This window comes from Salibacterium salarium, assembly GCF_030813635.1.
GTDB classification, from domain to species: domain Bacteria; phylum Bacillota; class Bacilli; order Bacillales; family Marinococcaceae; genus Salibacterium; species Salibacterium salarium.
Map to the genome: position 1 here is coordinate 887,359 of NZ_JAUSUM010000002.1, position 26,416 is coordinate 913,774.

The window sequence follows — 26,416 nt, forward strand, 5'->3', positions numbered from 1 at the left end:
TTCCTTTTTTTGATTACTGAATAGAAGTCATCAGTTGAAACATTGGTAAAAATACTGATAAAAACATCGCTAAAATTATACTTCCTATGAATAAAAACATAATAGGCTGGAGTGTCATCACTGTTTTTTTTACTTTCATTTCCAGCATTTTCATTACTCTGTCACTGTAAAAATATAAATCGTCTTCTAACTTACCAGCTGCCTGCCCGTGTTTAATCACATACTTCATATCATGTCGGTACCATCCAGATATTTCAATGGCGTCATATAAAGGTTTTCCGTCTTTTAACATACGTTTTAAATCATGTCCTTCTGCTTGAAAAAAAGGAAAATGTTGTTGCTTCTCAAAAACCCGGCAAGCATCATATATAGATATCCCCCCTTTCAACATACTGCTAAATTGAAGAGAAAAATAATAAGTTAGAAACAGTTGTAAATAAGTCGCTGCAAAAGGGATACGACTTATGAGACGACATTGTTTTTGAGGTGTATAATGGCGGAAGGTCATCATGTAATATACGAAACCTGCCGCAAGAGGCAGTAATAGAACTACTAAGATATAAGGTGAATATTGAAACATCTGAATCATTAGTTTTGTTAAAAATGGGAACTCAATATCAAGAGATTGAAATAGTTGCTGAAAGGAAGGGAATAAGAAGTGGATCATCAGAATAGCTATCATAACTAAAACCCATAGCAATAATAGAGGGTATCGTAACATGCGACGAACCGTAGTTAATGTCTGCAGACGTTTTTTAAACAATCCTCCTGATCCTTTCAATCCTTCTGGAAGTGAACCAGTTTGTTCAGCAAAAAAGACATAGGCGCTAATATCAGGAGGAAAATCGTAACGATCAAGGACTTCGTGAAAAGAACTCCCCGTTCGAAGCACTTCTATCATGTGAAGAATTTTTTCTTTCACAAAATATGATTGTTCCCAAGACAATAGTTGTAAAGCAAGATGAAGAGGATAACCCTGATCTAACAGTTCCCCCGCTTTTAGGAGAAAATCTGCTTTCTCTTCTTTTCGCCACTTCTTACTCATTTTTAAAAAACCGACTCCTTGACTTTAAAATTAGAAAATAAACCAAGCACCCAACCCCTTATCATTTGATGATTTTTTGAAAACGTCAGTGTGGTAGAACTTTTCGTATTATTTGAAGACAATACCTGCTGCAGTTGACTTCCTGCTAAAATATCGAAAAGAGCCAACCGGGATGTATATTTGTTTTTATTACAATACAAAGAACATGAATCATTATTACAAAAGTAGCAATATCGAGGAAACAACTCTTGGGAGGTTAGACAGAGTAAGGTTTCTTGCAAATCTGTTACAGAACACCCGAAGTCAAGCATTCTGTTAATAGCGCCTGAAGGAGAGCTGGCATGCATAGTTGTTAATACTAGATGACCGCTTAAAGCAGCCCTAATCGCTAATCTCGCAGTATTGTGATCTCTAATTTCACCTATCATTAATACATCTGGATCATGACGTAGCGATGATTTTAACAATTCCATATAGCTTAAGCCGGCTTTTTCATTCACTTCTGTTTGTATGAAAGCATCGTTTTGTATTTCAACCGGGTCTTCCATACTTACAATTCGTGAGTCGTAATGAATCTGTAATTCGTTCATCAATGTATAAAGAGAAGTCGTTTTTCCTGAACCTGTTGGACCGGTTAAAATAATCATTCCATTAGTGTAAGAGATAAGAGAGTAGAAATACGATATAACTTTAGGGTCAAAAGTCAAGGAAGGTATCATATGGAATTCGTTTTGGGGCAAAACTCTGATTGATAAGCTTTCCCTCACGTTAGAGGGCATTGTAGAAAAACGGAGATTAACAGGCGGAGAAGTATTTTTTAACATAAAAGCCCCATTTTGTGGACGTCTCTGTTCACCAATATCCATTCCAGCTCGAAATTTAAAATGAGCAATGAGGCGTTCAGAATACTGCCTATTCACAGTAAACACTTGTTGCAGCTTCCCATGAATACGGAAGACTACTGCCGCATTTTTTTCTTTTGGGTTCAGATGAATATCAGTAGCGTGTAAGGCGAGAGCTTTTTCTATTAACATCCTGCTCTCATATTCCATGTTGTTCAATAAACCACCTTCCTTATCACTTATTTTCTTATGCTATATAACTATTCGACATCATTTTATAATCCCCTTCTTTTTTTAAAAAATTTTTTTGAGAATGAATAAAATACAGGAGACTGCTTACACTATTCAATGTTAATGGGATGTAGCCAAGCGGTAAGGCATCGGATTTTGATTCCGTGATGCGCAGGTTCGAACCCTGCCATCCCAACCAAAAAAGGAGACGCTAAACAACGTCCCCTCTTTGTTTATTTTAATTTGTCATCGACAGATTTCAGCTTATCTGTCATACCTCTTCCATCTTTGTCACGGCGGTCATCTACACGTATATTAGTCGACACACGTTTCGCACCGCGTTCAAATGGAATTTCATGCAGTTCTTTAACAATCATAAGCAAATCGTTTAAATCTCCTTCAATGATTGTTCCCATCGGAGTTAGTTTATATTCAATTTTTTCAGCATGCGTGTCCAACACGCTTTGCATTTGTGCTACATCACTACTAATACTAGTTGATTCCGTTCCTACTGGCACAACCGTAACATCAATAATTGCCATATGGTTTACCTCCTTCGAATGTTCCCTTTTCTTATCCTTCAATAAATGTGGATATTCTTGCTTCGCCAAGGCTCTATAAGCTTCTAAAGCTGTTAAAACATGGCGCCTGTCAGGAGAAGCACACGACACATGACGTTGCACATAATACGAAACTGCAAGTAAAGGTTTTCTCAGCCAATGCATATTTTTTCTTTGGATGATGCGATGAACAACCAATGCTAACGGGACAGCAGTATAGGATATTATTGCAAGTGCCGTGCCAATGGGCTGCCAAATTGTGAGTAAAGGACACCCTGCCACAATAAATAAGAAGTACAATACAACGACATTAGTAGAACAGTATCGATTTGTAATCGGTGCACGCTTCATTCGATATATATTTCTTCTTTTCTTCATTCCTTTGTAGCTAAATACTTTATGCTCTGCACCATGGAACTTTCGAAGCTCCTTAGGAAAAATAAAATGGGTGCCAAAAAGAAAGTAAAAAAATATATAAAAAGGTACACCAGGTAAGGAAAGGTCAGCGAAAAATCCTATCAATACTGGGAGAAGCAAACCCATTACAAGGATGCCGCTAATACTCTTATACCACAAAGGCATCGCTTTAAAAACATGTTTTCCAATGTTTAATATAGATCTTGCGTTTATTGGCATCACAGACACTTCCGGACGCTTGTGTTTCCATTGAGCCCATCCAATATATTCTTCACCTAAAAAGAGTACTCCATTTTGATAGGATAAACCTTTCATTATACACTCAACCGCCTCTATTTACTCCAAATCTTCAAACGTTTCCATCACCCAATAAAATGATTCATCATTATCCTCTTTACCTTTAAAACTTCTATTAAAGAACCTTGCATCTTGTGATTCTAACCCCTCATGATCTTCCCATGTGTGCAAATAACTAATAACAGCTTGCTCAGTATGAGTTTCACCATTGGAAGAGACTTGTAACGAACCACTATCTCCAATCGTTTGATTTTCCTCTAATTTGTTAGGAAAAGTAAATAAAATGCCATTTTCGACTACCTGTCCTTCTTTCACAATATCAGCTTGATCATTTTGTTTTAAGGACAATTTATAGTCTTTTAATTCTTCTTCCGGCAGTGGATTACCATTTTCATCCATAAGTGTTACACCAATATAATCGGTACCTTGTAAACCGTCATCTGGCATTACTCCCCAACTCCAAGAAGCATTTAAAACCGAGCCGTTGTCACCTTCGTTAAAACTTTTTTTCCATTCTACTTTTTCGGACAAATTATCATTCGTTACTTCTTCTGCTTGTTTTACATATATACTTCCTCCCACAAATAGAAAGGCCATTAAAAACAGCGGTAATATTACTATTAATTTATTTCCACTAAACATACACGTCGTCTTCCTCTCCCATAGATACCTTGTCCCACTTATTCAAACGACCTAGCTATATTTTCCACCTATCAATATAAAAACCGAGAACCAGCTATACCAGCATTGGTCATTTCTTTTGTATCAAGTATTTCATCTAGTTCTTCTGCTGTTAGTATATTACGCTCCAGACATATTTCTCTGACACTTCTCCCTGTATCAATTGCTTCTTTCGCTATCCTAGAAGCCGTTTCATATCCTACATGAGGGTTAATAGCCGTAATGATTCCGACACTTTTTTCGACGAGATCTTTACAATGCTCCACATTTGCAGTAATACCTGCAACAGCATGTTCTTTAAACACACTCAGGCCATTTTGCAGGATAGAGAGTGATTGAAGAAGATTGAATACCAGAACCGGCTCCATTACATTCAGTTCAAGCTGCCCTGCTTCAGATGCCAAACTAATCGTGTGGTCATTTCCGATAACTTGAAATGAAATTTGATTTATCACTTCACACATAACCGGATTCACTTTACCTGGCATAATAGATGAACCAGGCTGTCTAGATGGAAGATTAATTTCATTCAAACCGGTACGCGGCCCGGAACTCATTAAACGTAAGTCATTAGACATTTTCGATAAATTGATGGCATGAACCTTCAAGGCTGCAGACAGTTCTGTATATGCATCTGTATTTTGGGTAGCATCCACAAGGTTTTCTGCACTATAAAACGGTAGACCTGTTAAATCCGATAAATATCCGGAAACTTTATCAATGTATTCCGGTTTTGCATTTAATCCAGTTCCTACTGCTGTTGCTCCCATATTTATTTCATATAAATGATCCACCGATTGTTTAATCCTAGTTAAATCTCTTTGCAAAAGACGTCTATATGCTCCAAACTCTTGTCCAAGTCTGATAGGAACAGCATCTTGTAAATGGGTCCGTCCCATTTTTATAACATCATCAAATTCCTCTTCTTTTCCCTTTAATGTAGTTAGAAGTTGTTCAAGCGACATCGTAAGTCCCTTGGCCAGATGAAGCGCAGCAATATGAATAGCAGTCGGGAACGAATCATTCGTTGATTGACCCATATTAACATGTGTGTTTGGACTAACCATAATATAATTACCTTTTTTGCCGCCTAAAATTTCAATCGCTCTATTTGCAATGACTTCGTTTGCATTCATATTAAAGGAGGTTCCCGCTCCTCCTTGAATCGCATCAACAATAAATTGGTCATTAAATTTTCCCTCTATTACTTCATCGGCCGCTTGTATAACTGCTTTCGCTATGTTTGGATTTAATATCCCCACTTTTTGGTTAGCCATCGCAGCGGCTTTTTTCACATAACCAAACCCTCCAATTAATTCTGGGTGAGGCGGATAACCTGTAATGGGAAAATTTTCTTTAGCTCTAATCGTTTGAATTCCGTAATAAGCGTCTATGGGTACATTTTTCTCCCCTAGAAAATCACGTTCTTTTCGATATTCCGTCATGCAATCTTCTCCTTCAGAGCGGTGATTTATAAATTATGTATGATTTCTGTTTTTGTGATTTCTGCTCACATACCTTTATCATGTTTTTGCTTTGGCAAGCCAAGCGGCTCCCGCTACACCTGCATCATTGCCAAGGTCAGCCAGCGCAAAAGTAGAATGTTCCTTCACTTTAGGCAAGGCATATTTATCATAGTGATAACGCAAAGGTTGTAATAAATCTTCCCCTGCAGCAGACACCCCTCCACCAATAACAATTTTTTGAGGGTTGAGTATATTAGCCATATTTGCAGTAGCTAGCCCCAAGTAATACATGGCATCATCAATCACTTTTTTAGCCACTTTATCCCCGTTTTTTGCACACTCAAATATTTCTTTCGTTGTTAATTCTTCTTTTTCGTGACATATCTTATATAGCATCGAATCTGTATGACCTTCTATTGCTTCTTTTGCCATACGGACCATCCCAGTTGCTGACGCTACCGTTTCCAAACAACCCAACTTACCACAATTACAAGGAGCCCCACCTTCATCTATCATCGTTACATGGCCTATTTCTCCTGCCATGCCAGCGACACCGTGCAAAATGTCTCCTTTCACAATAATACCGCCACCAACTCCGGTTCCTAACGTCAATAATATTAAATCATCTGCGTCTACCGCTGCACCACGCCAATATTCTCCCGCAGCAGCAAGGTTAGCGTCATTATCCACTATAACCGGAATACTTAATTGTTTAGACAAAATAGAAGAAATTGGGTAGTTTTTCCAGCCGATATTAACAGCAAAATCTATCGTCCCTTGATTCATATCAACAAAGCCTGGAACCCCGACCCCGGCACCTGCAAATTGCGAGGCGGCCATATCTAACTCCTGCCACTTTTCTTTAACAGAAACAGAGATATCTTCTAAAATAAATTCTCCATTATTTTTTTGATTTGTAGCAATTGACCATTTATCGATCAGTTTCCCTTGTTGCGAAAATATCGCCATCTTTACAGATGTTCCACCAACATCTATCCCTAGAAGATAAGAACTATCCATATTTATAACCCCTTCCCTGTTCCTAACGTTCCTCCAATTTCCCTTTTTCACGTCTAATAACTAGCAACGCTTGCTGGAATAACTTTTTTTCCATCAGTCCAGTTTCGTGTGCCTCTCGGACTTCTTCTTCCATTAAGTCTAAATCAACACTTTTATCTTTTGTGTATACAACCAGCCGAAACTGCATGAGCCACTTTCTTACATCTGCAATAGAATTTATTTCATTTATCATATCTTTATTATAGCAACATGAGGAAGGAAAATAAAAGCAGGATTATAAAAGGGGTGAAAGGGATAATTGACTTTTGTCTCCATTTAAAATGAATTAATCCTTGAATCGTATTACCTCCGATAAAAAAAATAACATAAACAATAAACAAGGCAGTAAAAGAGTATAAAGAAGAAAACCAGTGACCAGCATGCCAACCAATGAAAAAAAACAAACTTGAAACAGCAAGCCATGTATAATTACTTTTGGTATGAAAAAAACCGTGATAAGGGATATAAGCCATAAAAGCAGCGATGATTAAAGCAAATGCTATTATCACTCTCAGTATAGGAAATACCCAAGGGATACCTTGTCCAAAAATCAATTGATTGCTTGACACAAGAAAACCAAAATAAAACAAACAAAGAAATAACAACATAAACATCATTGTTAACATTTTTTGTTTATGAGACGTATAAATACAGGCAGCTCCGGTGACTAAACCAGCTAGCATTATTTCAATCATGGACACAAACATGATGACCTCCTCGGAATGTCGATAGGTTATTACAACCTATGTTTGTCCGAAAAGATACATACATGTGCATCAGCGTTTTATGAAGATGGCTGCTTGTCCAAATCTCTAACATCAAGTGCTGTCGGTCTTTTATTTTTTAATGGAATCGGTTTTCGTTTAAATATATCCCCTAGATTAGAAAAGGAGAAAGGAATAAAAGGCCAACAATAAGGAACACCAGCCGGGCGCAATGTTACTAAAATTAATATCCAAATTGTCATAGCAAAAACAAAACCGGGTGCTCCGGCAAAGGCTGCGGCAAATAAAAATATAATCCGCCAAAGTCTATTGGCCAAACTTAACTCGTAGCTTGGCGTTGCGAAGGAACCGATTGCTGCCACGGCCAAATAAAGAATTACCTCTGATGAAAAAAGACCTACATCAATGGCAACTTGACCAATCAAGATTGCTGCAACCAAACCAAGTGATGTTGCTAAGGCAGAAGGCGTATGAATTGCTGCCATCCTCAACATTTCAATTCCAATTTCAGCGATGATAAATTGAGTTAATAATGGCACTTCCCCTTTGTCTTCAATTCCTATATAACTTAGATATTCTGGCACAGTAATCGCGTCTGATGCGAACACATACCACAATGGGAGCAAGAATAACGAGGATAATACCGCAATATGCCTTATTATTCTGTGCATCGTACCGATAATCGGCTTTTGGCGATATTCTTCGGCATGCTGCATATGATGCCAGTACGTGCAAGGGACAATGATGGCTGTAGGTGAACCATCTACATATATTAATACATGACCTTCTAACAAGTGTGCAGCCGCTGTATCTGGTCTTTCTGTATAGCGGACGAGGGGATAAGGATTTAAATATTGACCGAAAAGATATTCTTCTATTGTTTTATCAGCCATCGGTAAACCATCAATTGCAACACGATCTAATCCCTCTCTTATACGTTCCACCATGTCATCACTTGCAATGTCATCTATATAGCTGACGCAAACGTCTGTAAGAGATCTTCTGCCAACTCTCGTATGTTCCATTCGCAGATTTCTATCCCGTATCCGCCTTCGCGTTAAAGCAGTGTTAAAAACTATTGTTTCTACAAAACCATCTTTTGCCCCTCTTACTACTTGTTCCGTTTCTGGTTCTTCTAAACTTCGAACAGGGTACTCTCTTGTATCAATAAGAATAACCTGGTCTTCTCCATCAACAATTAAAGCAGCTGGACCCGACAAGATTTGGTTTACTGTTTCATTCAGATCATCGCTTGTCTCTAACTCAATATAAGGTATACGCGACTGTATTAATGACTGTACGTTTTCTATTTTGCGTCCTACCGACCCCAGATGATCCAATTCCCGTTGTATTTGTGTCATAGCTGCATCTTTTACAAAACCATCGACCATGTACATCAACATTTTTGTCCCATTATATTCTAAAGGTAGTTCGATAATATCGAAATTTTTATCAACAGCTAGTTCTTCCGCAAGATATGCTTTATTCTCCTCGATATCACGTTGTACTGGTATTATATCTTTATTCATATCCATTCACCTCTCTCCCATTTTCTCCTTCTTGCTGAAAATCATACTGAATCATTCATGATGTATTGAAGGGATAATCCTTGCAAACAATACAGAAAAAACGGACAGGAGATTTGGTTCAATGAAAGTCAGATTAGAACGGTTACTATTATTTATTTTTTTATGTTCAGGCTTTATGATAGAACAAACAAACGCCTCTCCATTGCAAAAAGAAAGTCCATCCTATCGTTATGTGGAATCCGAAGAAGCATTTATTACGACAGAAAGTTTAGTTGACATTCTTCATATTACCGATGAGGATGAATATATCATAGAGTGGACCGGAAGCTCTGAAACAAGCGATGAAACCGATACTCAACAATCCATCACTTTCTTATTTGACGATGGTTACTTAAAAGACTTATCTTCCGGTTGGTCAGAAGAAAGCGACCACGTGTCGATAACAAAACAAACACTATCAGAAGATAGCAGCAGATATAATGCTATCAGCTTTCATTTCATGACAAAAACTCCAGCCTTCTCTTACGACTGGAGTGAATCAATGTTGTATGTTTTTGATACACCAATGACAGAACTTCATTCCTTTAAAAAACCAAAATCTAAAGAAGAAGAAAAATCGCAACAAGTATTAGATACAATCATTAAACAACAGCAAAATCATATTCGTCGTATCATAAAGGACAAAGCGTCTTTAAAGTCCGATGTTAAGCTATTCCCTTTGTATGATACGACAGCGTGGAAATCACTAGAAAAATCACCAGCGTTTCCACATACACACGTTGAAGAAATCTGGAGCGATATATATCAGAAACTTATGGAAGAAAGAAAAGAACTCCAAGCAGATAATAAAAAAGGGATGCCATTTATAAGCTGGAACAAAAACAGTCGACAATTATCCTTATATATTCATTATGGTCACGTCTAATCTCTTTGTTGTTCAAGCAGTGATTCTATTCTTTCTATTTCCATATCATCATTTTGTTGTTGTTCATTTAATGACTTTGCTCGTTGAAGAGCAGATTCCGCTTCATCGAGTTCGTCTATCTCCATATAAGCTATTGAAAGGTTATAATAAGCTTGAGCTAGTTCTTGATCGAGACTTGTTGCATTTTTATAGCTTGAGATGGCTTCTTCGAATTTATTTTCCTGAAGATAAGAATTTCCCAGTACAAAATAAGCCAGCGCATTATCATTCATTTCAAGAGTCTCATTAAGAATAGTGCGCGCTTCTTGAATATTATCTTGTTGTAAATATTCTTGTGCCAATTGCACATTCATAGAAGCTGATTCCATTTTGTTTTCATTTACTAAACCATACCACAATAGTGCTCCTGCCAGAACAGGCAGGACAAGCAATGAAACAAACTGGCTGCCTTTAAATCGATGTTTTGGTAAATGAACCGTTGCAGAAGCTGCAAATCCTCCGATCAGACCTCCGATATGCGCACCATTATCCACAGCAGGAACGACAAAACCAAACATAAGATTAATTGCCAAAATAACTAGAACATTCATCCCCATTGTTCTAAAAAATAATTTTTTGTGAATGACTCCAAAGTACAAAAGCGCTCCAAAACATCCGAAAATAGCGCCAGAGGCACCGGCAGACACTTGTTCATTTAAAGCAAAACTCGCAAGTGACCCAAAGAGTCCAGCTGTGAAATAGATGAAAATGAAACGAAACGTACCATACATTCTTTCCACAGCACCACCTAAGTAAAATAAAGCTAAAGAGTTCATGAACAAGTGAAACATTCCAATATGTAAAAACATCGAGGAAAATAAGCGCCACCATTCTCCATTCATAATAGCAGGATTATACTTAGCTCCAAATTCAATTAACGTCAGAATATTTGTGCTGCCGCCTGATTGTTCCACCCAAACGAAAACAAGCAAAATAGCAGCAAGTAAAACATAAATAAACCGCTGTTTGCTGAAAAACAATAAAGAACGGTCTTGTTTTTCCATACTTTTTTGCTGTGTTTGTACTTCTTTCCTGTAATAACCGGCATACATTTCATGTTCTTCAGCAGACATTTCTGTAATTGGTTTCCATACAGTGGAGACCCCTAAGTCTTTAAAAACTTGATCAGGTCTATCGGCAATTTGTTCGGAAGGATCTTTTGACAAAAAATAAGGGCGCATCCTCTTTTCATCTTCCCAATGTTTCGCTAAGCTTGAATACAAATCAACAGGGGGATAAGATGACACGTAAATGTTGAAAAACAGAATATTTCGTCCGGCTATCATTTTTTTAACTTTGCTAAACATTTGTTTCGTACGTTCAGCATCGGCTTTCAGCTGTTGCATCCAATCGTGTTCTACTTTAGCAACGCGAACTACAGCTTTTTGATTTTCTAGTTCCAGCCATATTTGTTTTTTGTCAGGACTTAGATCTAGCACTCTTGCATTTTCTTTTATTACAAGATTATAAATGAACTTCCAATAAAGGTGAGAAGGCTCCACAACGGTTCATCCTTTCAGGTCAAGGGATTGCAACAAAAACTGAGTGGTCTCCAAAAAATCGTAATGTTCTGCAACCGGGATATCAAGCGATGATTTATGTTCCATACGTGAATTTAAAAATATTGCATCCCATCCAGCTTGTATCGCCCCCATCACATCTAATTGCCATGAATCTCCGATAAATAATGCATGGTCTCTATTCCCATTCATTTTGTTCAGGGCATAGTCGAAGATTCGTCGGTCCGGTTTTTCTATTCCTACGTCTTCAGAAATAATAATATGTGATGGCGGGATGTAATTATCTGTTTCGAGTTGTTCGATTTTCCGTTCTTGGGTATTTTGTTTTCCGTTCGTAATGATACCTAATTTTATCCCTGCTTGATGCAAAGAACGTAACAATGTATGCATGCCTTGGTAAGGTGCACAGTATTGTACAACTACATTTTCATACTCATTATGGAATTGTTTAGCGTCTGATTCATGGTAGGGAAGCCCAAATGCTTTCATGGTCTCATCAAAACGAACTTTACGATACTCGTCATGTGTTAATTTATTTTTTTCAAGATCTTCCCAATAGTAATCACTATTCTTTTTAAATGTGTCAAACCATGCTTTTTTATCTATTTCATTAGCCAACTCTGTCTGTTTAAGGTATTTATTTTGAAATGTGTGCTGTATCGCACTTTCAAAGGCGGCTTCATGACTAAATAATGTATTATCAAGGTCAAAACAAATCGTAGTCCAGCGCATTTTCATTCCCTCCATCAATCAATTATAGCAACACTGCCATCATATATCGAATCATTTCATACACGGAATCATTCTTAACATTTCATACAAACTTATACCCCTTTGCAAGAAAACACATGGCACCCTAGAAGACGCAAAAATATATACTGTTCTGTCTTCTAAAAAAGAGAGCCTGTCTGTGAAAGACGGCTCTCTTTTGAATAAAATCGGTTAAAATGATTGTAGCAAATACTTTCGAACACCAGGAACTCGCATTGCCATTGTCACCACAACTCGTCGAAGAGAAGAATTGTTCAATATAAATCGAAAAATCAATCCTTTGTATCGTGACAAAACAAACAAAAGCATAATAATAATTAATGTTCTCCATCCGTTTTTAAACATTGATTTCCCTCTTTTTATTGTTATAGTTTACGGGAAGGATCATTTTTATGCTTTTCATTTACAAAATAAATGATTCAGTTATAAGTCTTTGTAAAGGAATATCATGTTTTTCACGTGGGAGACGTTCGTACAGTTGAAAATCAAATAACAAAGCGCATGTAGAAGCACCAATATTTTGTAAAAAGCGATCGTAGTATCCCCCTCCATAACCGATTCGATATTTGTCTTTATCGAAGGCTATTCCTGGAACAATAATTAAATCAAACTTTTCCTTAGGAATGATTGTGGTCAGTGAGGAATCTGGTTCCGAAATACCTGCGTATTCGACTTTTGTCTGTGCGAAATCGGTAAGGGAATAAAAATGCAACGTATGAGAAGATGGGTTAACCTTAGGAACAGCTATATGCTTCCCTTGTTCCCAACCTTTTTCAATAATTGGTCTCGTATTAATTTCATTTGGCATAGACATAGTTATTCCAATCGTTGTTGCGTGTTGCCATATAGAAGAGAGGAACAATTGTGCGTGCACATGCTCAGTCTTTTCGTTCCACTGTGTCGGCTGAAGTTGTTGCAACTGTCGTTTTATATGTAATCGAATGTCTTTTTTTTCTTTCATAAAAATCCCCTTACCCGTTTAACGAACGAAATTTGAAGACCGAAAAATTGAATAAAAAAAAGCAGAGGAGGTATTCTCCTGCTGCTTACTTTGTCTCACGATGCAACGTATGCTTATTTAAACGCGGACTAAATTTTTTAAGTTCAATGCGTTCCGGATTTTTACGTTTATTTTTTGTAGTAATATAATTACGATCTCCTGTCTCAGTGCAGGCCATAGTTACTTGTACACGCATATTAATCCCTCCTCACGTTTCTACTTCACTCATACTTTACAATGATAGCAAATCCAATGACGCCTATCAAGCAATTTGTAAAGAAAATAAAAAGATTATTCTCCTTTTTTATAGAACCATGTATAATGTGAAATGAGTCTTTTATCATTATTGGGGGGGACAACACAACATGGAATGGCTGATTATTGTATTAATTGTAAGCAGTATCGTTCTATTTGGATTATCCTTTTTTGCAAAAGATCGTACTAAACAAATGGATAACGATATGGAACAATTATCTTTACACGTGATGGGAGAAATGTACCAGGTCAAACAAAGACTGCAAGTACTTGAGGAAGAATTGTTATCTGTCGGCACGCCACCTACTGCGTCAAAGCGTCCTCTTACGCAGGAAGAATTAGCAAACGAAGCGTATCAACTATTTCAACAAAATAAAAGTACGGAGGAAATCGCTTCTCACATGCAATTAAAAACGGATGAAGTGAAATATTTGTTGGCACAACTTAACTAATGAAGGAGAGACTTTTTGATGAATCGAAAGAACATCCAACTATTTTCATTCGGATTGTTCACTGCGACTTGCTGTCTTGCGCTATTTTATTTCTTTTCTCCGACATCTGCGGAAACAGACGACTCTAGTAATGAACAAACAACTACAGCTCCTACCCTTGAGGAGATAAAAAAAGAAAAAATTGTTTCTTTCTTAGAAACAGAAGGATTAACCGTATTAAATGAAGAAGAGATGGCTAATTTGGAACAAGCAGCAAATAGTGCGCAAGATGTTCCAGATGAAGACGAAATGAATAATGAATCAATAAAGGCAATTTTACATATTGAAGAAGGCATGACTAGTAAAGAAGTGACTGCTTTGCTAAACAATCTTGAAATGGTAAAAAATACTTCTGAATTTGAACAAAAATTAACGGAACACAAAGCGGCAACAACCATTCAACCTGGTATGTACGAGTTGACAGATGACATGAGTTTTGTAGAAATTATTGAACAAATAACGTCATAATACATAAAGCTGACTGGCTTAGAACCAGTCAGCTTTTGTTTATTCTTCTTCGTCTACGCTTTCCCCTTGTGGTTCTATTTCTTCACGTTCTTCTTTCATATCAAAATAAGCGTCTAATGACCTTCTTGCTATCGTATTGGCAATACCTGATGTACCTCCATCTGAACTTTTATACACATTTGGCACAATCACAGCTACGGTTACTTCCGGATCATCGTAAGGAGCATATCCTATAAACGCTTGATTGTTTCCATCCACCGTACTATCAGAGTTTTCCAGTCTCACACTCACTTGAGCTGTCCCTGTTTTTCCGGCAGCTTCGTAGTCGGTTCCTTGGAAATACCCATAGGCTGTTCCGCTTTGGGTATTCACTGCACTCCAAAGCCCTTCCTGTACCATATCGATGTAGTTATTATCGATATCTACTTTATTCATGACATCAGGTTCAAATTGTTTTAAGACAGATCCTAATTCACTTTTGTCAGGGTTAGGCTCTCGGATTTCTCTTACAAAATGCGGCTTCAAGCGATAGCCGTCATTGGCAATAGTTGATGCATATTGAGCAAGTTGCATCGGTGTATAAGTATCAAATTGCCCAAAACTTAAATACAAAAGACTACCCGGACGACCAATTCCTCCATCAATCCCTGTAGATTCTGAAGGAAGATCTACTCCAGTCGTTGTTCCTAGTCCAAATTGCTCGTAATAGTAACGAAATGTATTGTAAGCTTGAATGTACTGAGTGCTGTTCCATCCCTGCGTAATTCCAGGTTGGTAACCTGCCATATTCATTGCCACGTAGGACATATAAATATTCGAAGACTCTGCTAACGCACTGCGATAGTTCACTGGGCCTAAATTCGATACGGAACTGATTTCCGGGGTCGATGGCAAATCTAAAGGACGGTCGTTAATCACAGTGTATTCATCCACTGCTCCTGTTTCAAGTCCCAGCATTACCGTTGCCGCCTTCACGGTTGACCCCATTTCATAAGACCTTGACGTAACACCAAGCTGATCGGTATATCCATCAGCAGCTAGGATTTCCCCTGTATCAGGTTCCATCATGACAACATAAGCATTGGCATCATTTATGAAACTGCCCGTGTCTCCTCCAATTTCTTCATTAATAATAGCATCAACTTCTTGCTGTAATGCCATATCAATCGATAAAATTAAATCATTACCCCGAGAACCATTTGTTTCTTCTTGTCCATTATTGGCTTCATTTGAAGAAATTTCACCTTTTTTTCCGCGAAGTTCAGCTTCGTATTCTTCCTCCAAAAAGCTTGTGCCAACCTCATCAGACCTCGCATATCCTTTAGCAATGTATTCATCGAGGTTTTCACGAGGAATAGAATTAATACTTCCAAAATAATCCGGGAATTCATCATCATAAATATACTGCCGGTTTGCATCACGCAATATATCAACACCCGGAAGATTGTCTAGGCGCTCACTTATGCTATGTGCCTCATCTCGGGAAATATTCTTTTTTATCCGCTGCGGAGAATCATAGTACCCACTCATCATTTCTCCCCATATATAAACAACCTCAAGTTCATCGTCTACATCACTTAATTGTTCATCAGAAATTCGATTAAGCTGAAGCTCATATAGTTCATCTTCTTCTACCTCATCCCTGTCTTCTTGTGTTATTAAATCTTCTGCATCCTCAGGATGGGTTGCAATCCAAAAGTCTTGTTTGGTCCGCCTATTAATTTCGTCATCAAGGTCAGAATCTTCATCTGTCTCAATCGTCACTAATTCACTTAATCTTCTTGCAATATCCAGTCTTTCTTCGGTTGTAACACTTTGCTTGTTCGTATAGGTCAGTGATAAAGCCAACTCATTATCCACTAACAATTCTCCGTTCCTGTCGTACATTAAACCACGAGGAGCATCAATTCGTGCTGTCTCACTGGTAGATTCCTCCAGATCACTCTCAAATTCATCACCTTGCACGATTTGAATATAACCTAGCCTTAATATCAACAACGAAAAAAGCACAAACACTGCGAAGAATAATACATTCAAGCGAAAAGGAATATGATTTTTCCCTGTTTTTGTTTTCCCCAAGCGTATTCCTCTCCCTTTCCCTTATACATTTTCCAAAATTCTTTACACTCCACCATTTTAGCATATTTTCAAATGAACCAAAACGAAAAAGAAGGACTCAAGTTAATGAGTCCCCTCCACCGTTTTCAGGCATGCCGGCTTTTATCTCTTTTTTCGTTGTCAAAAAGGAGGTGTCTATATCTTTAATAAAAAAATTAATGATGAAATGTCCTGATCCGCAAATGACCATTAGAATGGGGATAATAATTTTGTCTTCAAATAACGACATACCGATGAGCAATAACACAATGGATACAATTCTTCCCCCATTTACAAACCATTCCTTTGTGATGAGATATTCTATTCGCAACTCACCTGCATCTGTTGCTTTACCCAAAATGTCATAAGTTAAAGACACATACGGAACGAGCATCAATGGGTATGCTGCCGATACAATAATTCCATATGAGATAAGTAGCGGGTAAGTCGGGTGAAAAACAATCAAAAATACAGCAGCCGTTAAAAGAATACTTCCAATGAAAATTGCTCTTTTTCGCTGTGATGCTTTTAGTAATCTGCTTACTGTAAAATATCCAATTAAGGATACACTAGATGTAATGAACCCATAAGTACCAAGTGCAAGTTCACTACTAGTTGCCATATATACCCATAGTACAATAATAAATACAAAAATTCCTTCTCTGAGCCCTTGTGTAAAATGAGAAAAAAGAATCCTGCGCCAGGCTGGGTTCTTTTTTATTTCACGCGTTGAGGTTTTTATATACAACGGTCCATTGGTGCGACGGTGCTTCATTCTAAAGCTTAATAAAACAGCCAAAATGAACAAAGCGAAAGAAATAAAAAAAATAAACTGGTAGCCTCTTGCATCAGGAAGCCACGTGATAATAACCCCAGCACTCAACGGACCAATCATGCCAGCAAAGGATGTCAATAATCCCGAAAACCCGTTAAAAAAATCACGCGTTTCTGGTTCTGTTATCTCAAATGTTAGAACATTATATCCAAGCCAATAGAAACCAAAACCAAGCCCCAATAAAATACCTAGCAATACAATAACATCTTCCGCAGATTCACCGGAAAATAGCACCATTAAATAAAAAGCAGTTAATATGAAAACGCCTAATCTCAGCGTATAAATTCGATCAGCTTTTTTTGCAATATACCCGGCCAACAAAAAAGCAATCGGTTGTGTGAGAACAGAAGCCAGTTGGTACAAGGCAATATCTCGAATTTCACCAGATTGCTTCCATAAATATATATTCACAAATGTATTGGATAAAGAGATGGATATCGCATACAAACCACCAATAACAAGTAATAATAATAAATTTTTAGTGATTGGAACATCTCCGAGAAAAATTTTTGCAACAGAACGTAACATTTCCCCACCGCCTTGGTTTTTATTGTGTCGCAAAAGAAATGCAACTATTCAACATGAAAGCGATGGAAACTCTAAAATATCTGCGCAAATTGAACCAATTTGGTGAAGGTGAACGCTGCAGTTACGAATCGAACATCGTCGAGGGTTAACGTTATCATCTTAATTACTAACTGGATAAAGATGGACGGGCAAGAGTTCTAAATTTTAAAATATCATGTGTTTGACAATAAATGGAGACACTAAAAAGAGACTGCCCTCAAAGGCAGCCTCTTCATCAGTCATTATTTTGCTTGGGCATAACGTTTAGCAACTTCATCCCAGTTAACTAAGTTCCAGAATGCTTCTACATAGTCTGGACGACGATTTTGATAATTTAAGTAGTAAGCATGTTCCCATACGTCAATACCAAGAATCGGCGTTTTCCCTTCCATAATTGGAGAATCTTGGTTCAATGTATCTTGTACTTCAAGGTCTCCATTATTAACAACAAGCCAAGCCCAACCTGACCCGAAACGTCCAAGAGCAGTGTTTTTAAATTCTTCTTTAAATTTGTCAAAGCTTCCCCACTTGCTCTTAATAGCATCAGCTAGTTCACCGCTTGGTTCACCGCCACCATTTGGACTAAGAATTTGCCAGAATAGGGAATGGTTAGAGTGACCTCCCCCATTGTTTCTAACTGCTGTACGAATGCTGTCAGGAACTGAATTCAAATCGCTAATCAACTCATTAACATCTTTATTTGCAAGATCATCATGACCTTCCAAAGCAGCGTTTAGCTTTGTTACATAGGTGTTGTGGTGTTTACCATGATGAATTTTCATTGTTTCTTCATCAATGTGAGGTTCAAGAGCATTGAATGCGTATGGTAGTTCTGGTAGTTGATGGTTTGCCATAATCAAACTCCTCCTTGAAAAGTGTATTTTTGTGCTGTTTCCTGCTGATGAACAACTCTAACATGAAACGTCAGGAAGGGATGGTATCATATAACACCATCTTTTGCCTAACAACAATAACATTACCAAAATATTTTCATGTTATCAACAAATATGCACGCACTATTCGTGCACCATCCATACCATACCACCCTTTATCTATAGTTAAACATTCTCACTATAAAAAAATTCCCTCTAGTTATTCTAGAAGGAAGGCACATGCCGTTATGTATGTATCATTTTATATATGGCGGAGGAAGAGGGATTCGAACCCTCGCGAGCCCTTGACGGACTCCTGGCGGTTTTCGAGACCGCTCCCTTCAGCCGAACTTGGGTATTCCTCCATTGTGAAAACAAAATAAAAGCATAATATTCATGCTTTTATGTAAGTAAATGGTGGACCCTGTAGGACTCGAACCTACGACCAAACGGTTATGAGCCGTTTGCTCTAACCAACTGAGCTAAGGGTCCTTTTTAATATTTTATAGTTATTTCTTAATTCCCGCTTTAATCGTTTGTCCCCTCCTCTGCATGTTTATTCAAGTGATGCTTTCATGCGTCAGGGACAACTCGAAGCAAATTCGACGATGTCTTTGCTCGTTGCTCTAACCAACTGAGCTAAGAATCATTATTATTTGTACTAAGTTTATCGTACAATTTTTTCAGTTTCATCGCACATTAACCATAAGCGAAGCGATAATAACAATGGGGCGGTTGATGGGAATCGAACCCATGCGTGCCGGAACCACAATCCGGTGCGTTAACCCCTTCGCCACAACCGCCGTCTGAAAACATTAAATGAATAAAGTGGTAGCGGCGGAGGGAATCGAACCCACGACCTCACGGGTATGAACCGTACGCTCTAGCCAGCTGAGCTACGCCGCCTTATGGCTCCACAGGCAGGATTCGAACCTGCGACCGATCGGTTAACAGCCGATAGCTCTACCACTGAGCTACTGTGGAATATGTAAATAATGTTTCCTCTTTTCAACGACAATAATGATAATACCATGCTATTTAAAACGAGTCAACCATTTATAATAAAGAATATATTATAAACATGTTTAAAATATAGCCCGGTTAAACACCGGGCCGTATTTTATTCCTCATTCTCATCTAAAACGGCTTCAGCAATATTAACTGAATGATCCCCTACTCTTTCTAGGTTACTAAGAATATCGACAAAAACAATGCCTGCAGAACCAGAACATTTACCTTCATTCAAACGTAAAATATGCTTCTTGCGTAGTTTACGCTCAAGTTTATCTATCTGCTCTTCCTGTTTCACAACTTCCTGGGCACCATCAATATCATCATTTTCTAATGTTGTTACCGCGTTGTGTAACGTTTCAATCGTCAAGTTAAACATTTCTTCTAAGTCGGAATATGCTTCTTTTGACAATACTACTTTATTGGTTATTTGGTAATCAACGAGTTCGACTAAGTTTTCCATATGATCTCCAACTCGTTCAATATCCCTCACCGTATCCATCAATATTGAATGCGATTTTGAATTTTCATCAGACAAGGAGCGTTGCGAAATAAGAACTAGATAATTCGTTATGCTTTTGTCTAAATTATTTATCGCTTCCTCAAATTGTACTGTCAATTCAGAGTGCCGCTTATGAGTTGTCTTTAAATAATTTTGAGACTCTCGTAAGCCTTTTTCAGCAAATTCTCCCATACGCATGATCTCTGATTTAGCTTGTCCTAATGCAATAGAAGGAGATCTCTCAATAAAGCTAGTATCTAAATTCTTTGCCTTATATTCAATTTCGGTGTCTTGACCAGGTATTAATTTTGTCACAATGACAGCAAGCAATCCAACAAAAGGAAGTTGCAACAATGTATTAGAAATATTAAATATACCATGAGCAAAAGCTACCGTCATTCGTTCGTTCAACTGCAACCATTCTTGCACATTCTCTATAAACGAAGTATATGGAACGAGCAGTATTAGAATAATTGTTGTCCCGATTAAATTAAATATAACGTGTGTTAATGCTGCTCTCTTTGCTGCTACAGATGCACCAATTGCGGCTAGTACTGCCGTAACCGTTGTCCCAATATTATCGCCGAACAACACTGGCATAACAGCATCGAGCATAATTGCACCTTGCTGATAAAGTTCTTGTAATAACCCAATCGATGCAGAAGAGCTTTGCACTGCAACGGTAAAACAAACACCTATAATAACGCCAAGCACAGGGTTATTACTCATACTAATAGTCAGGTTTTCAAATGATTGCAATTGTTCTAATGGGGCTACCCCATCTCCCATAAGTTTAAGACCATAAAATATACCGCCAAAGCCAAAGAATATTTGACCGATACTATTGGCTTTTTTGTTTTTAAAGAAAAAGATCAAAAACGTACCGATAAATAAAATTGGGAGTGCATATTCTTCAATATCTATCCCGATAATGAACGCAGTAGCTGTGGTTCCAACGTTCGCTCCCATAATAACACCAATAGCTTGATGCAGTGTCATGAATCCTGCATTTACCAAACCTACTGTCAATACAGTTGTTCCCGAACTTGTTTGTATAAGTATGGTAACAATAATACCTGCAAGAACACCCATGACAGGGTTGCTTGTAAACTTATCCAGTATCTCCCGAAGCCTGTCCCCGGCTACTTTTTGCAGGCCATCCCCCATAAATTTAATACCAAACAAAAAGATTCCGAGACCCCCGAAAAATGTAAAAAGTATTGTTTGAAGATCCAACACCGTTCATCCCTTCAATTAATAATTATTTAGCCCCTTTTTCGACAAACCTCTTATATTCTACTTCATATTTCTTTAATAAGCATTTGTTTTTTTGTAAAGATTTTATTAAGATTTGTAAATGTGATTGTAATATTCCTTTTTAGGCTGCACTTTTTCAGGTAGAATTAGACATGAAAGAAGGGAGCAACATATGAATATCATTCAATCATTTATCAAAAGTCTCTATTCTCCAAGGTATACTGGACGTTTTCGTTTTAAAGGTATAGGAAAAACAATTGGTTATATCTTTTTTTTAATGTTTATTGCAAGTATTCCCGCTGCCATTATTTTGACAAACACAATATGGACCGGAGTCAATCAATTAGAAACAGCTTTGAACCACGATAAGATGCCAGATTTTGAAATTAATGACGAGGGATTACAATCAGAAAATGAAGATGTTCATCTTTCGTTAGAAGGAGAACAGGGAGAAATCATCATTTTTGACACAGCAGGTCAAACAACGAATAATGAGTTACAGCAAAATGAAAAAGTAACGGCTTTTTTACAAGAAGAACTCGTTTTTAAAAACAACGGAGAAACTCAAACGTTTCCTTATGAACAAATAGGAGGATTTAATGTATCGAAAGAGGATTTAAATTCCTATATTAGTGCTGTTGATGGGTTGTTACTCCTTGTTGTGCCTGTTGTTCTACTCTTTATGTATTTACTTTCTACAGCCTTAAAGTTTATCGGCATCTTTTCATTATCTGTATTCGGCTTGTTAATAAAGAAGGCATCTCCTATCCCTTTATCGTATCGTCAGCTATGGATATTAAGTGCTCATGCCGTAACACTGCCGACCATTGCTATAACACTACTAAATTTACTGCCATTCCAAATACCATGGTCTTTCAGCATTTACTGGCTCATCGCATTTATTTGGCTATACCTTATTTTTACAAAACTTCCAATTCCAAAGAAAAAAACATCATAAAAAAAGGGAAACCGTTTGAATTGTCGGTTTCCCTTTTTTATTGGACCATCTCGACTAACCCGTTTCCTCTGAGCGCCGAACTAAAATTTTTGTTCCATCGACCGAAATAACCTTTACCATTTCACCTGGTTCCAGCCACTGATCTCCACTTGTAGCACTATAATGTCTGCCTTCAAAAATAATCGTGCCCGTCGGCCGAAAAGGGGTTAACGTTTTTACTTCTTTTCCTTCTAACTCTTTGTATGTTTGATTCATCGAATTGTATCCTTGTTCACTTCCCAATTGATCCTTCAATGTCATCTTTGACCATAAATTTCTGCTTGAGAACACTTTCAAAAATAAACCCGATCCAAATAAGCCTGTTATATAGCCAAAAACAACTAACACTCCGTAGGTAACACTTGGAGTTGGAACGGCTAAACCAATTCCCATCAGTAAAGCTCCAAATAAAGCAATGGTTCCGTCACTAATTACTTTGCCATCTAAAACAATTAGCGCAATTCCAATGACATACAAAATAATAATCCACATATTGCCACCTGCGTCAATATGGAAGGAAAAAAACAAAGACATGAAAGCTATTCCCAACAAAGCAAATAATCCTTTTGCTTTCACTAACATTTCACCCATTAGAAATAGAGTACCAAAAAACACGACCAAAAATCCGACACTGGCATATTCAAGCCAATCCACGTTTATCAGCTCCTTTTGAGCATAAGTTCAAGAAAGTTTTCTTTTATATAATAGTACGTATGAAAATATTATATCGTTTCACTGTATATTCTACCTTGTTTGAAGGTTTATTTCACTCATAAAAAAAAGACATCTAATCTTCATCCTTTTGATTCCCATCTTCTAAAAAGAGCCGTCTTATATAAATAAATACAAGACGGCTCTTTACACTGCTTTAAGTTGACTCTTCTTCTCCGCCAAACCAACCGCTTACAGCATCTATTAATTCATTAATAAAGTCTAGAAAACTTGAGATAAATGATTGGGTGTCTTCTCTGTTCAAAAATTCATCCAGATTATCCCTTACGTTGCTAATTTGATTCTGTACTTGATCCCAATCAATGTTTAAATCCTGCATTCTATTAAATAATGACACAAGACCATTCATTTCTTCTTCGGTTAATTCAATTCCAAGTTCATTAGCAATTCGTTCAATTAAATCTCGAAGATCTTCTTCATTTTCTATTTGTTCGTCTCCAATTTCTTCTTTGACCCTCGTAATTAATTCCGTTGCTTCTTCCATACCAATTCGCTCGCCCAATTCAGAAGTTTTTACCATTTCTTCATTAGCTACTTGTTTTTGGTCTTCTGAGATATCAATATCATTCTGTATTTCATAAGCCTTTATTAACCCAGTCAAACCTGCCGTTCCGGAAACTGTAAACGGTGCTGTTACGTATATATCAGCATCTTCAACACCAGCGGTTATAAGCGCATTAGCATACATACCTTCTGAAACTTTATCAATATTATTTGTCTCTACATTAAGTCCACTACCAGACTCTGTAACTGTAATTTTAGATGAAGAAATGGCATTACTTCCGATATCATCACCCAGATAATCCCCTAAATATTCATATTCTTCTTCATTAGACACAGTGATAATCTCTGCACTTTCCCCCGCTTCCATTTCATCGAGCAGACTATTTTGTTCTTCTTCACTCAAATCTTCACCTAATGTGACAATAACATCACCTTCTTCAGCGTTTGCAAACGCTGCATTTGGCAAGGATAACACCAAGACTGCTGATATAGCTGCTAACAGAGATTGCTTGAACGTTTTCATTTAACATACTCCTTTTATTTCATATTCTCTATATTAAGTTCTAATGACCATGTCCAACACATATATATACATTATAAACGTTATTTAGTCCAAGTGAGGTAAAAAATTATGAAAAAAATGTTGTTCTTATTATTGTTTATATTAGTCTGTACCTCAATCTATTATGATATTACAGAAGGAACACTTCCAACTTTATCTCCTCCTTCCGCTACTTCCGATTCTTTAGACGACCAAACTATCATAAAGGTTACAATAGAACCTGGACAAACCGTGTTATCTATAGTTGAAAAGCTTCATGATGGACCTATTCCCGTTAGTATTGAACGAGTAACAAAAGATTTTCAACAACTTAATAATGATATGGAACCTAATCAAATTGAAGTGGACAAGTCTTATAACTTTCCAGTTTACGAACCTTAACAAAGTAAAAATATTTTTATAAATGTCCTTGCTTGCCAAATCAGTCAAAACGCTGATACAATTACGAGTGATTAATCTAAAGGATTTAAAAATATTAGCTGTGAAATGCAATGAGAATTTATCAACATAAAAGGGGCGAATGGATTCATGAGCCAAATCACCCATCGTACAGAAACAAGACGAGTCAAAGTAGGCAACTTAGTTATAGGCGGAAACGATGAGATTGTTGTACAAAGTATGACAACGACAAAAACCGATGATGTCGAAGCGACAGTAAATGAAATTCATCGATTAGAGGAAGCAGGCTGCCAAATTGTGCGCGTCGCTTGCCCTGATATGGAAGCAGCAGAAGCTATTCCAGAAATTAAAAAACAAATAGATATTCCACTTGTCGTGGACATCCACTTTGATTACAGATTAGCCTTGAAAGCAATCGAAGGTGGTGCGGATAAAATTCGCATTAATCCAGGTAATATTGGTAAACGCGAAAAAGTTGAGGAAGTAGTAAAAGCTGCAAAAGCTAAAAGCATCCCTATTCGTATTGGTGTTAATGCAGGTTCTTTAGAAAGAGGGATTCTTGAAAAGTATGGATACCCAACGGCTGATGGTATGGTAGAAAGTGCCCTTCATCACATTAAAATTCTAGAAGAACTTGATTTCTATGACATCATTGTATCTATGAAAGCTTCCGATGTTCATTTGGCTATCGAAGCTTACGAAAAAGCAGCGCAAGCCTTCAGTTATCCACTCCATCTCGGTATAACTGAATCAGGCACACAATTTGCCGGAACTGTTAAAAGTTCAGCTGGTCTTGGCGCCATCCTTAGTAAAGGAATTGGTAATACACTTCGTATTTCTCTTAGTGCTGATCCAGTCGAAGAAGTGAAAGTAGGACGCGAACTCTTAAAAACATTCGGCCTAGCTTCGAACGCTGCCACTTTAATTTCTTGTCCAACATGTGGACGTATTGAAATCGACTTGATAAGTATTGCCAATGATGTAGAAGACTATATCTCCACTATAAAGGCACCTGTGAAAGTTGCTGTACTCGGTTGTGCAGTTAATGGCCCTGGTGAAGCTAGAGAAGCAGACATTGGGATAGCTGGTGCCAAAGGGGAAGGACTTTTATTCCGTCACGGTGAAATTATCCGCAAAGTACCAGAAGAAACTATGGTTGATGAATTGAAAAAAGAAGTCGATAAAATCGCTGAAGAACATTACGAGAAGGAAGCAAAAGCCAAAGAAGAAGAGGAAAAAGCAGCAGCTTCCCAATCCTAATAAAAAAGCTGTTCCGAAAAAATAATCGGAACAGCTTTTTTTATTCGTTAAAAGAACGGTGCAAATAGTACGGTCATTACAATAGCAAAAGCACCTATCCCTATTGACCAATACCCTAAAGCTTTTGCTTCTTTTCTCGCTGCGAAAATGCCTAGTACAATTCCTGCGCCGCCTGTTACAATTGGTAAAAAAAACAAAGCACAAATACTTAGTATGAGCGCCGTTACACCCAGTCCTTTGCCTAGTGACTCATCATTCACATTTGAATCCATTGTTGCGTCTTGTTCTTCTTCTTCGCGTTCAGGCTCAGATAAATTGGCCTTATTACCAATTCCAGGTGCTGCTATTTCTGAGGCGGTTTCCATTGTATAATCATCTTCTGACAGCTCTACATCATCCGGTCCATTTTCTCTTTCTCCAAACCCTGGTTCCTCTGTTAAATGATCATTTGTTCTGCGATCGTCATCCATGTTGCTGCCCTCCCCTGCTCTTATTAAAAT

27 protein-coding genes and 6 tRNA genes are annotated in these 26,416 nt (G+C 37.6%); 7 read left to right on the plus strand and 26 right to left on the minus strand.

The window, feature by feature from the left end:
* Nucleotides 1-13 precede the first annotated feature (13 nt).
* Nucleotides 14-1,045: a competence type IV pilus assembly protein ComGB gene (gene comGB / locus J2S78_RS10430; RefSeq protein WP_306898400.1), complete on the minus strand. Its 1,032-nt coding sequence runs from the start codon at nucleotides 1,043-1,045 to the stop codon at nucleotides 14-16.
* Nucleotides 1,046-1,047: 2 nt separating this feature from the next.
* Entirely contained in the window at nucleotides 1,048-2,097 is a 1,050-nt protein-coding gene (comGA, locus tag J2S78_RS10435) for a competence type IV pilus ATPase ComGA (RefSeq protein WP_306898771.1), read from the minus strand.
* A 145-nt stretch (nucleotides 2,098-2,242) separates the two neighbouring features.
* Between comGA and J2S78_RS10440 the strand changes: the two genes are divergently transcribed.
* A tRNA-Gln gene (locus tag J2S78_RS10440) sits at nucleotides 2,243-2,317 on the plus strand.
* Nucleotides 2,318-2,351: 34 nt separating this feature from the next.
* Here the strand turns inward: J2S78_RS10440 and J2S78_RS10445 are convergent.
* From J2S78_RS10445 to J2S78_RS10475, 7 genes are all read right to left on the minus strand, one after another.
* The gene (locus tag J2S78_RS10445) at nucleotides 2,352-3,410 is read right to left on the minus strand and encodes an MTH1187 family thiamine-binding protein (RefSeq protein ID WP_306898402.1); all 1,059 of its coding nucleotides are present in this window, start codon (nucleotides 3,408-3,410) and stop codon (nucleotides 2,352-2,354) included.
* A gap of 21 nt (nucleotides 3,411-3,431) precedes the next feature.
* A complete protein-coding gene (locus J2S78_RS10450; protein WP_306898404.1) occupies nucleotides 3,432-4,034 on the minus strand; it encodes a hypothetical protein in 603 nt (200 codons plus the stop codon).
* A gap of 71 nt (nucleotides 4,035-4,105) precedes the next feature.
* Nucleotides 4,106-5,518 (minus strand): aspartate ammonia-lyase, encoded by a 1,413-nt coding sequence (aspA, locus tag J2S78_RS10455; RefSeq protein ID WP_306898405.1) that lies wholly within the window; start codon nucleotides 5,516-5,518, stop codon nucleotides 4,106-4,108.
* Between the two features lie 78 nt (nucleotides 5,519-5,596).
* Entirely contained in the window at nucleotides 5,597-6,559 is a 963-nt protein-coding gene (locus J2S78_RS10460) for an ROK family glucokinase (protein ID WP_306898407.1), read from the minus strand.
* Between the two features lie 22 nt (nucleotides 6,560-6,581).
* On the minus strand, nucleotides 6,582-6,791 hold the full coding sequence (locus J2S78_RS10465) for a YqgQ family protein (RefSeq protein WP_281280565.1): 210 nt from the start codon (nucleotides 6,789-6,791) through the stop codon (nucleotides 6,582-6,584).
* 7 nt (nucleotides 6,792-6,798) lie between these two features.
* On the minus strand, nucleotides 6,799-7,305 hold the full coding sequence (locus J2S78_RS10470) for a hypothetical protein (protein WP_306898409.1): 507 nt from the start codon (nucleotides 7,303-7,305) through the stop codon (nucleotides 6,799-6,801).
* Between the two features lie 77 nt (nucleotides 7,306-7,382).
* The gene (locus J2S78_RS10475) at nucleotides 7,383-8,858 is read right to left on the minus strand and encodes a spore germination protein (protein WP_306898410.1); all 1,476 of its coding nucleotides are present in this window, start codon (nucleotides 8,856-8,858) and stop codon (nucleotides 7,383-7,385) included.
* 115 nt (nucleotides 8,859-8,973) lie between these two features.
* On the opposite strand from J2S78_RS10475, the gene J2S78_RS10480 reads away from it, so the two are divergent.
* A complete protein-coding gene (locus J2S78_RS10480) occupies nucleotides 8,974-9,777 on the plus strand; it encodes a hypothetical protein (RefSeq protein WP_306898412.1) in 804 nt (267 codons plus the stop codon).
* On the opposite strand, the gene J2S78_RS10485 is transcribed toward J2S78_RS10480, so the two are convergent.
* From J2S78_RS10485 to rpmG, 5 genes are all read right to left on the minus strand, one after another.
* The gene (locus J2S78_RS10485) at nucleotides 9,774-11,318 is read right to left on the minus strand and encodes a rhomboid family intramembrane serine protease (protein ID WP_306898413.1); all 1,545 of its coding nucleotides are present in this window, start codon (nucleotides 11,316-11,318) and stop codon (nucleotides 9,774-9,776) included. The two genes, J2S78_RS10480 and J2S78_RS10485, sit on opposite strands and share 4 nt — an antisense overlap.
* Nucleotides 11,319-11,324: 6 nt before the next feature.
* Nucleotides 11,325-12,068, minus strand: a complete 744-nt coding sequence (locus J2S78_RS10490; RefSeq protein ID WP_306898415.1) for an HAD family hydrolase — start codon at nucleotides 12,066-12,068, stop codon at nucleotides 11,325-11,327.
* Between the two features lie 210 nt (nucleotides 12,069-12,278).
* Entirely contained in the window at nucleotides 12,279-12,452 is a 174-nt protein-coding gene (gene yqgO, locus J2S78_RS10495; protein ID WP_306898416.1) for a protein YqgO, read from the minus strand.
* Nucleotides 12,453-12,510: 58 nt separating this feature from the next.
* The gene (locus J2S78_RS10500) at nucleotides 12,511-13,068 is read right to left on the minus strand and encodes a 5-formyltetrahydrofolate cyclo-ligase (protein WP_306898418.1); all 558 of its coding nucleotides are present in this window, start codon (nucleotides 13,066-13,068) and stop codon (nucleotides 12,511-12,513) included.
* Between the two features lie 85 nt (nucleotides 13,069-13,153).
* Complete coding sequence (gene rpmG / locus J2S78_RS10505) at nucleotides 13,154-13,303, minus strand: 50S ribosomal protein L33 (RefSeq protein WP_090925779.1); 150 nt, start codon at nucleotides 13,301-13,303, stop codon at nucleotides 13,154-13,156.
* Nucleotides 13,304-13,472: 169 nt separating this feature from the next.
* Here rpmG and J2S78_RS10510 point away from each other — a divergent pair, with 169 nt between their 5' ends.
* Nucleotides 13,473-13,814, plus strand: a complete 342-nt coding sequence (locus J2S78_RS10510; protein ID WP_306898419.1) for a hypothetical protein — start codon at nucleotides 13,473-13,475, stop codon at nucleotides 13,812-13,814.
* 18 nt (nucleotides 13,815-13,832) lie between these two features.
* Entirely contained in the window at nucleotides 13,833-14,321 is a 489-nt protein-coding gene (locus J2S78_RS10515; protein ID WP_306898420.1) for a hypothetical protein, read from the plus strand.
* Between the two features lie 39 nt (nucleotides 14,322-14,360).
* Here the strand turns inward: J2S78_RS10515 and J2S78_RS10520 are convergent, their stop codons facing one another.
* From J2S78_RS10520 to J2S78_RS10560, 9 genes are all read right to left on the minus strand, one after another.
* Nucleotides 14,361-16,400, minus strand: a complete 2,040-nt coding sequence (locus tag J2S78_RS10520) for a peptidoglycan D,D-transpeptidase FtsI family protein (RefSeq protein ID WP_306898422.1) — start codon at nucleotides 16,398-16,400, stop codon at nucleotides 14,361-14,363.
* A 97-nt stretch (nucleotides 16,401-16,497) separates the two neighbouring features.
* Nucleotides 16,498-17,781 carry an MFS transporter gene (locus J2S78_RS10525; protein ID WP_306898424.1) on the minus strand — a complete coding sequence of 428 codons (1,284 nt, stop codon included), beginning with the start codon at nucleotides 17,779-17,781 and terminating at the stop codon, nucleotides 16,498-16,500.
* A 281-nt stretch (nucleotides 17,782-18,062) separates the two neighbouring features.
* Nucleotides 18,063-18,674 (minus strand): superoxide dismutase, encoded by a 612-nt coding sequence (locus J2S78_RS10530; protein ID WP_306898426.1) that lies wholly within the window; start codon nucleotides 18,672-18,674, stop codon nucleotides 18,063-18,065.
* A gap of 287 nt (nucleotides 18,675-18,961) precedes the next feature.
* A tRNA-Ser gene (locus J2S78_RS10535) sits at nucleotides 18,962-19,057 on the minus strand.
* A 50-nt stretch (nucleotides 19,058-19,107) separates the two neighbouring features.
* Nucleotides 19,108-19,184: transfer RNA gene (locus J2S78_RS10540), tRNA-Ile, on the minus strand.
* Between the two features lie 235 nt (nucleotides 19,185-19,419).
* Nucleotides 19,420-19,495 (minus strand) — tRNA-His (locus tag J2S78_RS10545).
* A 26-nt stretch (nucleotides 19,496-19,521) separates the two neighbouring features.
* A tRNA-Met gene (locus J2S78_RS10550) sits at nucleotides 19,522-19,598 on the minus strand.
* Between the two features lie 3 nt (nucleotides 19,599-19,601).
* Nucleotides 19,602-19,676, minus strand: a tRNA-Asn gene (locus J2S78_RS10555).
* Nucleotides 19,677-19,812: 136 nt separating this feature from the next.
* Nucleotides 19,813-21,441 carry a Na/Pi cotransporter family protein gene (locus tag J2S78_RS10560; protein ID WP_306898427.1) on the minus strand — a complete coding sequence of 543 codons (1,629 nt, stop codon included), beginning with the start codon at nucleotides 21,439-21,441 and terminating at the stop codon, nucleotides 19,813-19,815.
* Between the two features lie 193 nt (nucleotides 21,442-21,634).
* On the opposite strand from J2S78_RS10560, the gene J2S78_RS10565 reads away from it, so the two are divergent.
* Entirely contained in the window at nucleotides 21,635-22,420 is a 786-nt protein-coding gene (locus J2S78_RS10565; protein ID WP_306898428.1) for a DUF1189 domain-containing protein, read from the plus strand.
* A gap of 54 nt (nucleotides 22,421-22,474) precedes the next feature.
* On the opposite strand, the gene J2S78_RS10570 is transcribed toward J2S78_RS10565, so the two are convergent.
* Together J2S78_RS10570 and J2S78_RS10575 are read right to left on the minus strand one after the other, a co-directional pair.
* Nucleotides 22,475-23,113 (minus strand): NfeD family protein, encoded by a 639-nt coding sequence (locus J2S78_RS10570; protein WP_306898429.1) that lies wholly within the window; start codon nucleotides 23,111-23,113, stop codon nucleotides 22,475-22,477.
* 214 nt (nucleotides 23,114-23,327) lie between these two features.
* Nucleotides 23,328-24,218 carry a DUF1002 domain-containing protein gene (locus tag J2S78_RS10575; protein ID WP_306898430.1) on the minus strand — a complete coding sequence of 297 codons (891 nt, stop codon included), beginning with the start codon at nucleotides 24,216-24,218 and terminating at the stop codon, nucleotides 23,328-23,330.
* 108 nt (nucleotides 24,219-24,326) lie between these two features.
* Between J2S78_RS10575 and yqfZ the strand changes: the two genes are divergently transcribed.
* Nucleotides 24,327-24,638, plus strand: a complete 312-nt coding sequence (gene yqfZ, locus J2S78_RS10580; RefSeq protein WP_306898431.1) for a protein YqfZ — start codon at nucleotides 24,327-24,329, stop codon at nucleotides 24,636-24,638.
* Nucleotides 24,639-24,785: 147 nt separating this feature from the next.
* Nucleotides 24,786-25,916, plus strand: coding sequence for a flavodoxin-dependent (E)-4-hydroxy-3-methylbut-2-enyl-diphosphate synthase (ispG, locus tag J2S78_RS10585; protein ID WP_370871552.1), 1,131 nt, complete (start codon nucleotides 24,786-24,788; stop codon nucleotides 25,914-25,916).
* Nucleotides 25,917-25,963: 47 nt separating this feature from the next.
* Here the strand turns inward: ispG and J2S78_RS10590 are convergent, their stop codons facing one another.
* A complete protein-coding gene (locus tag J2S78_RS10590; RefSeq protein ID WP_306898432.1) occupies nucleotides 25,964-26,386 on the minus strand; it encodes a DUF4190 domain-containing protein in 423 nt (140 codons plus the stop codon).
* Nucleotides 26,387-26,416: the final 30 nt, after the last annotated feature.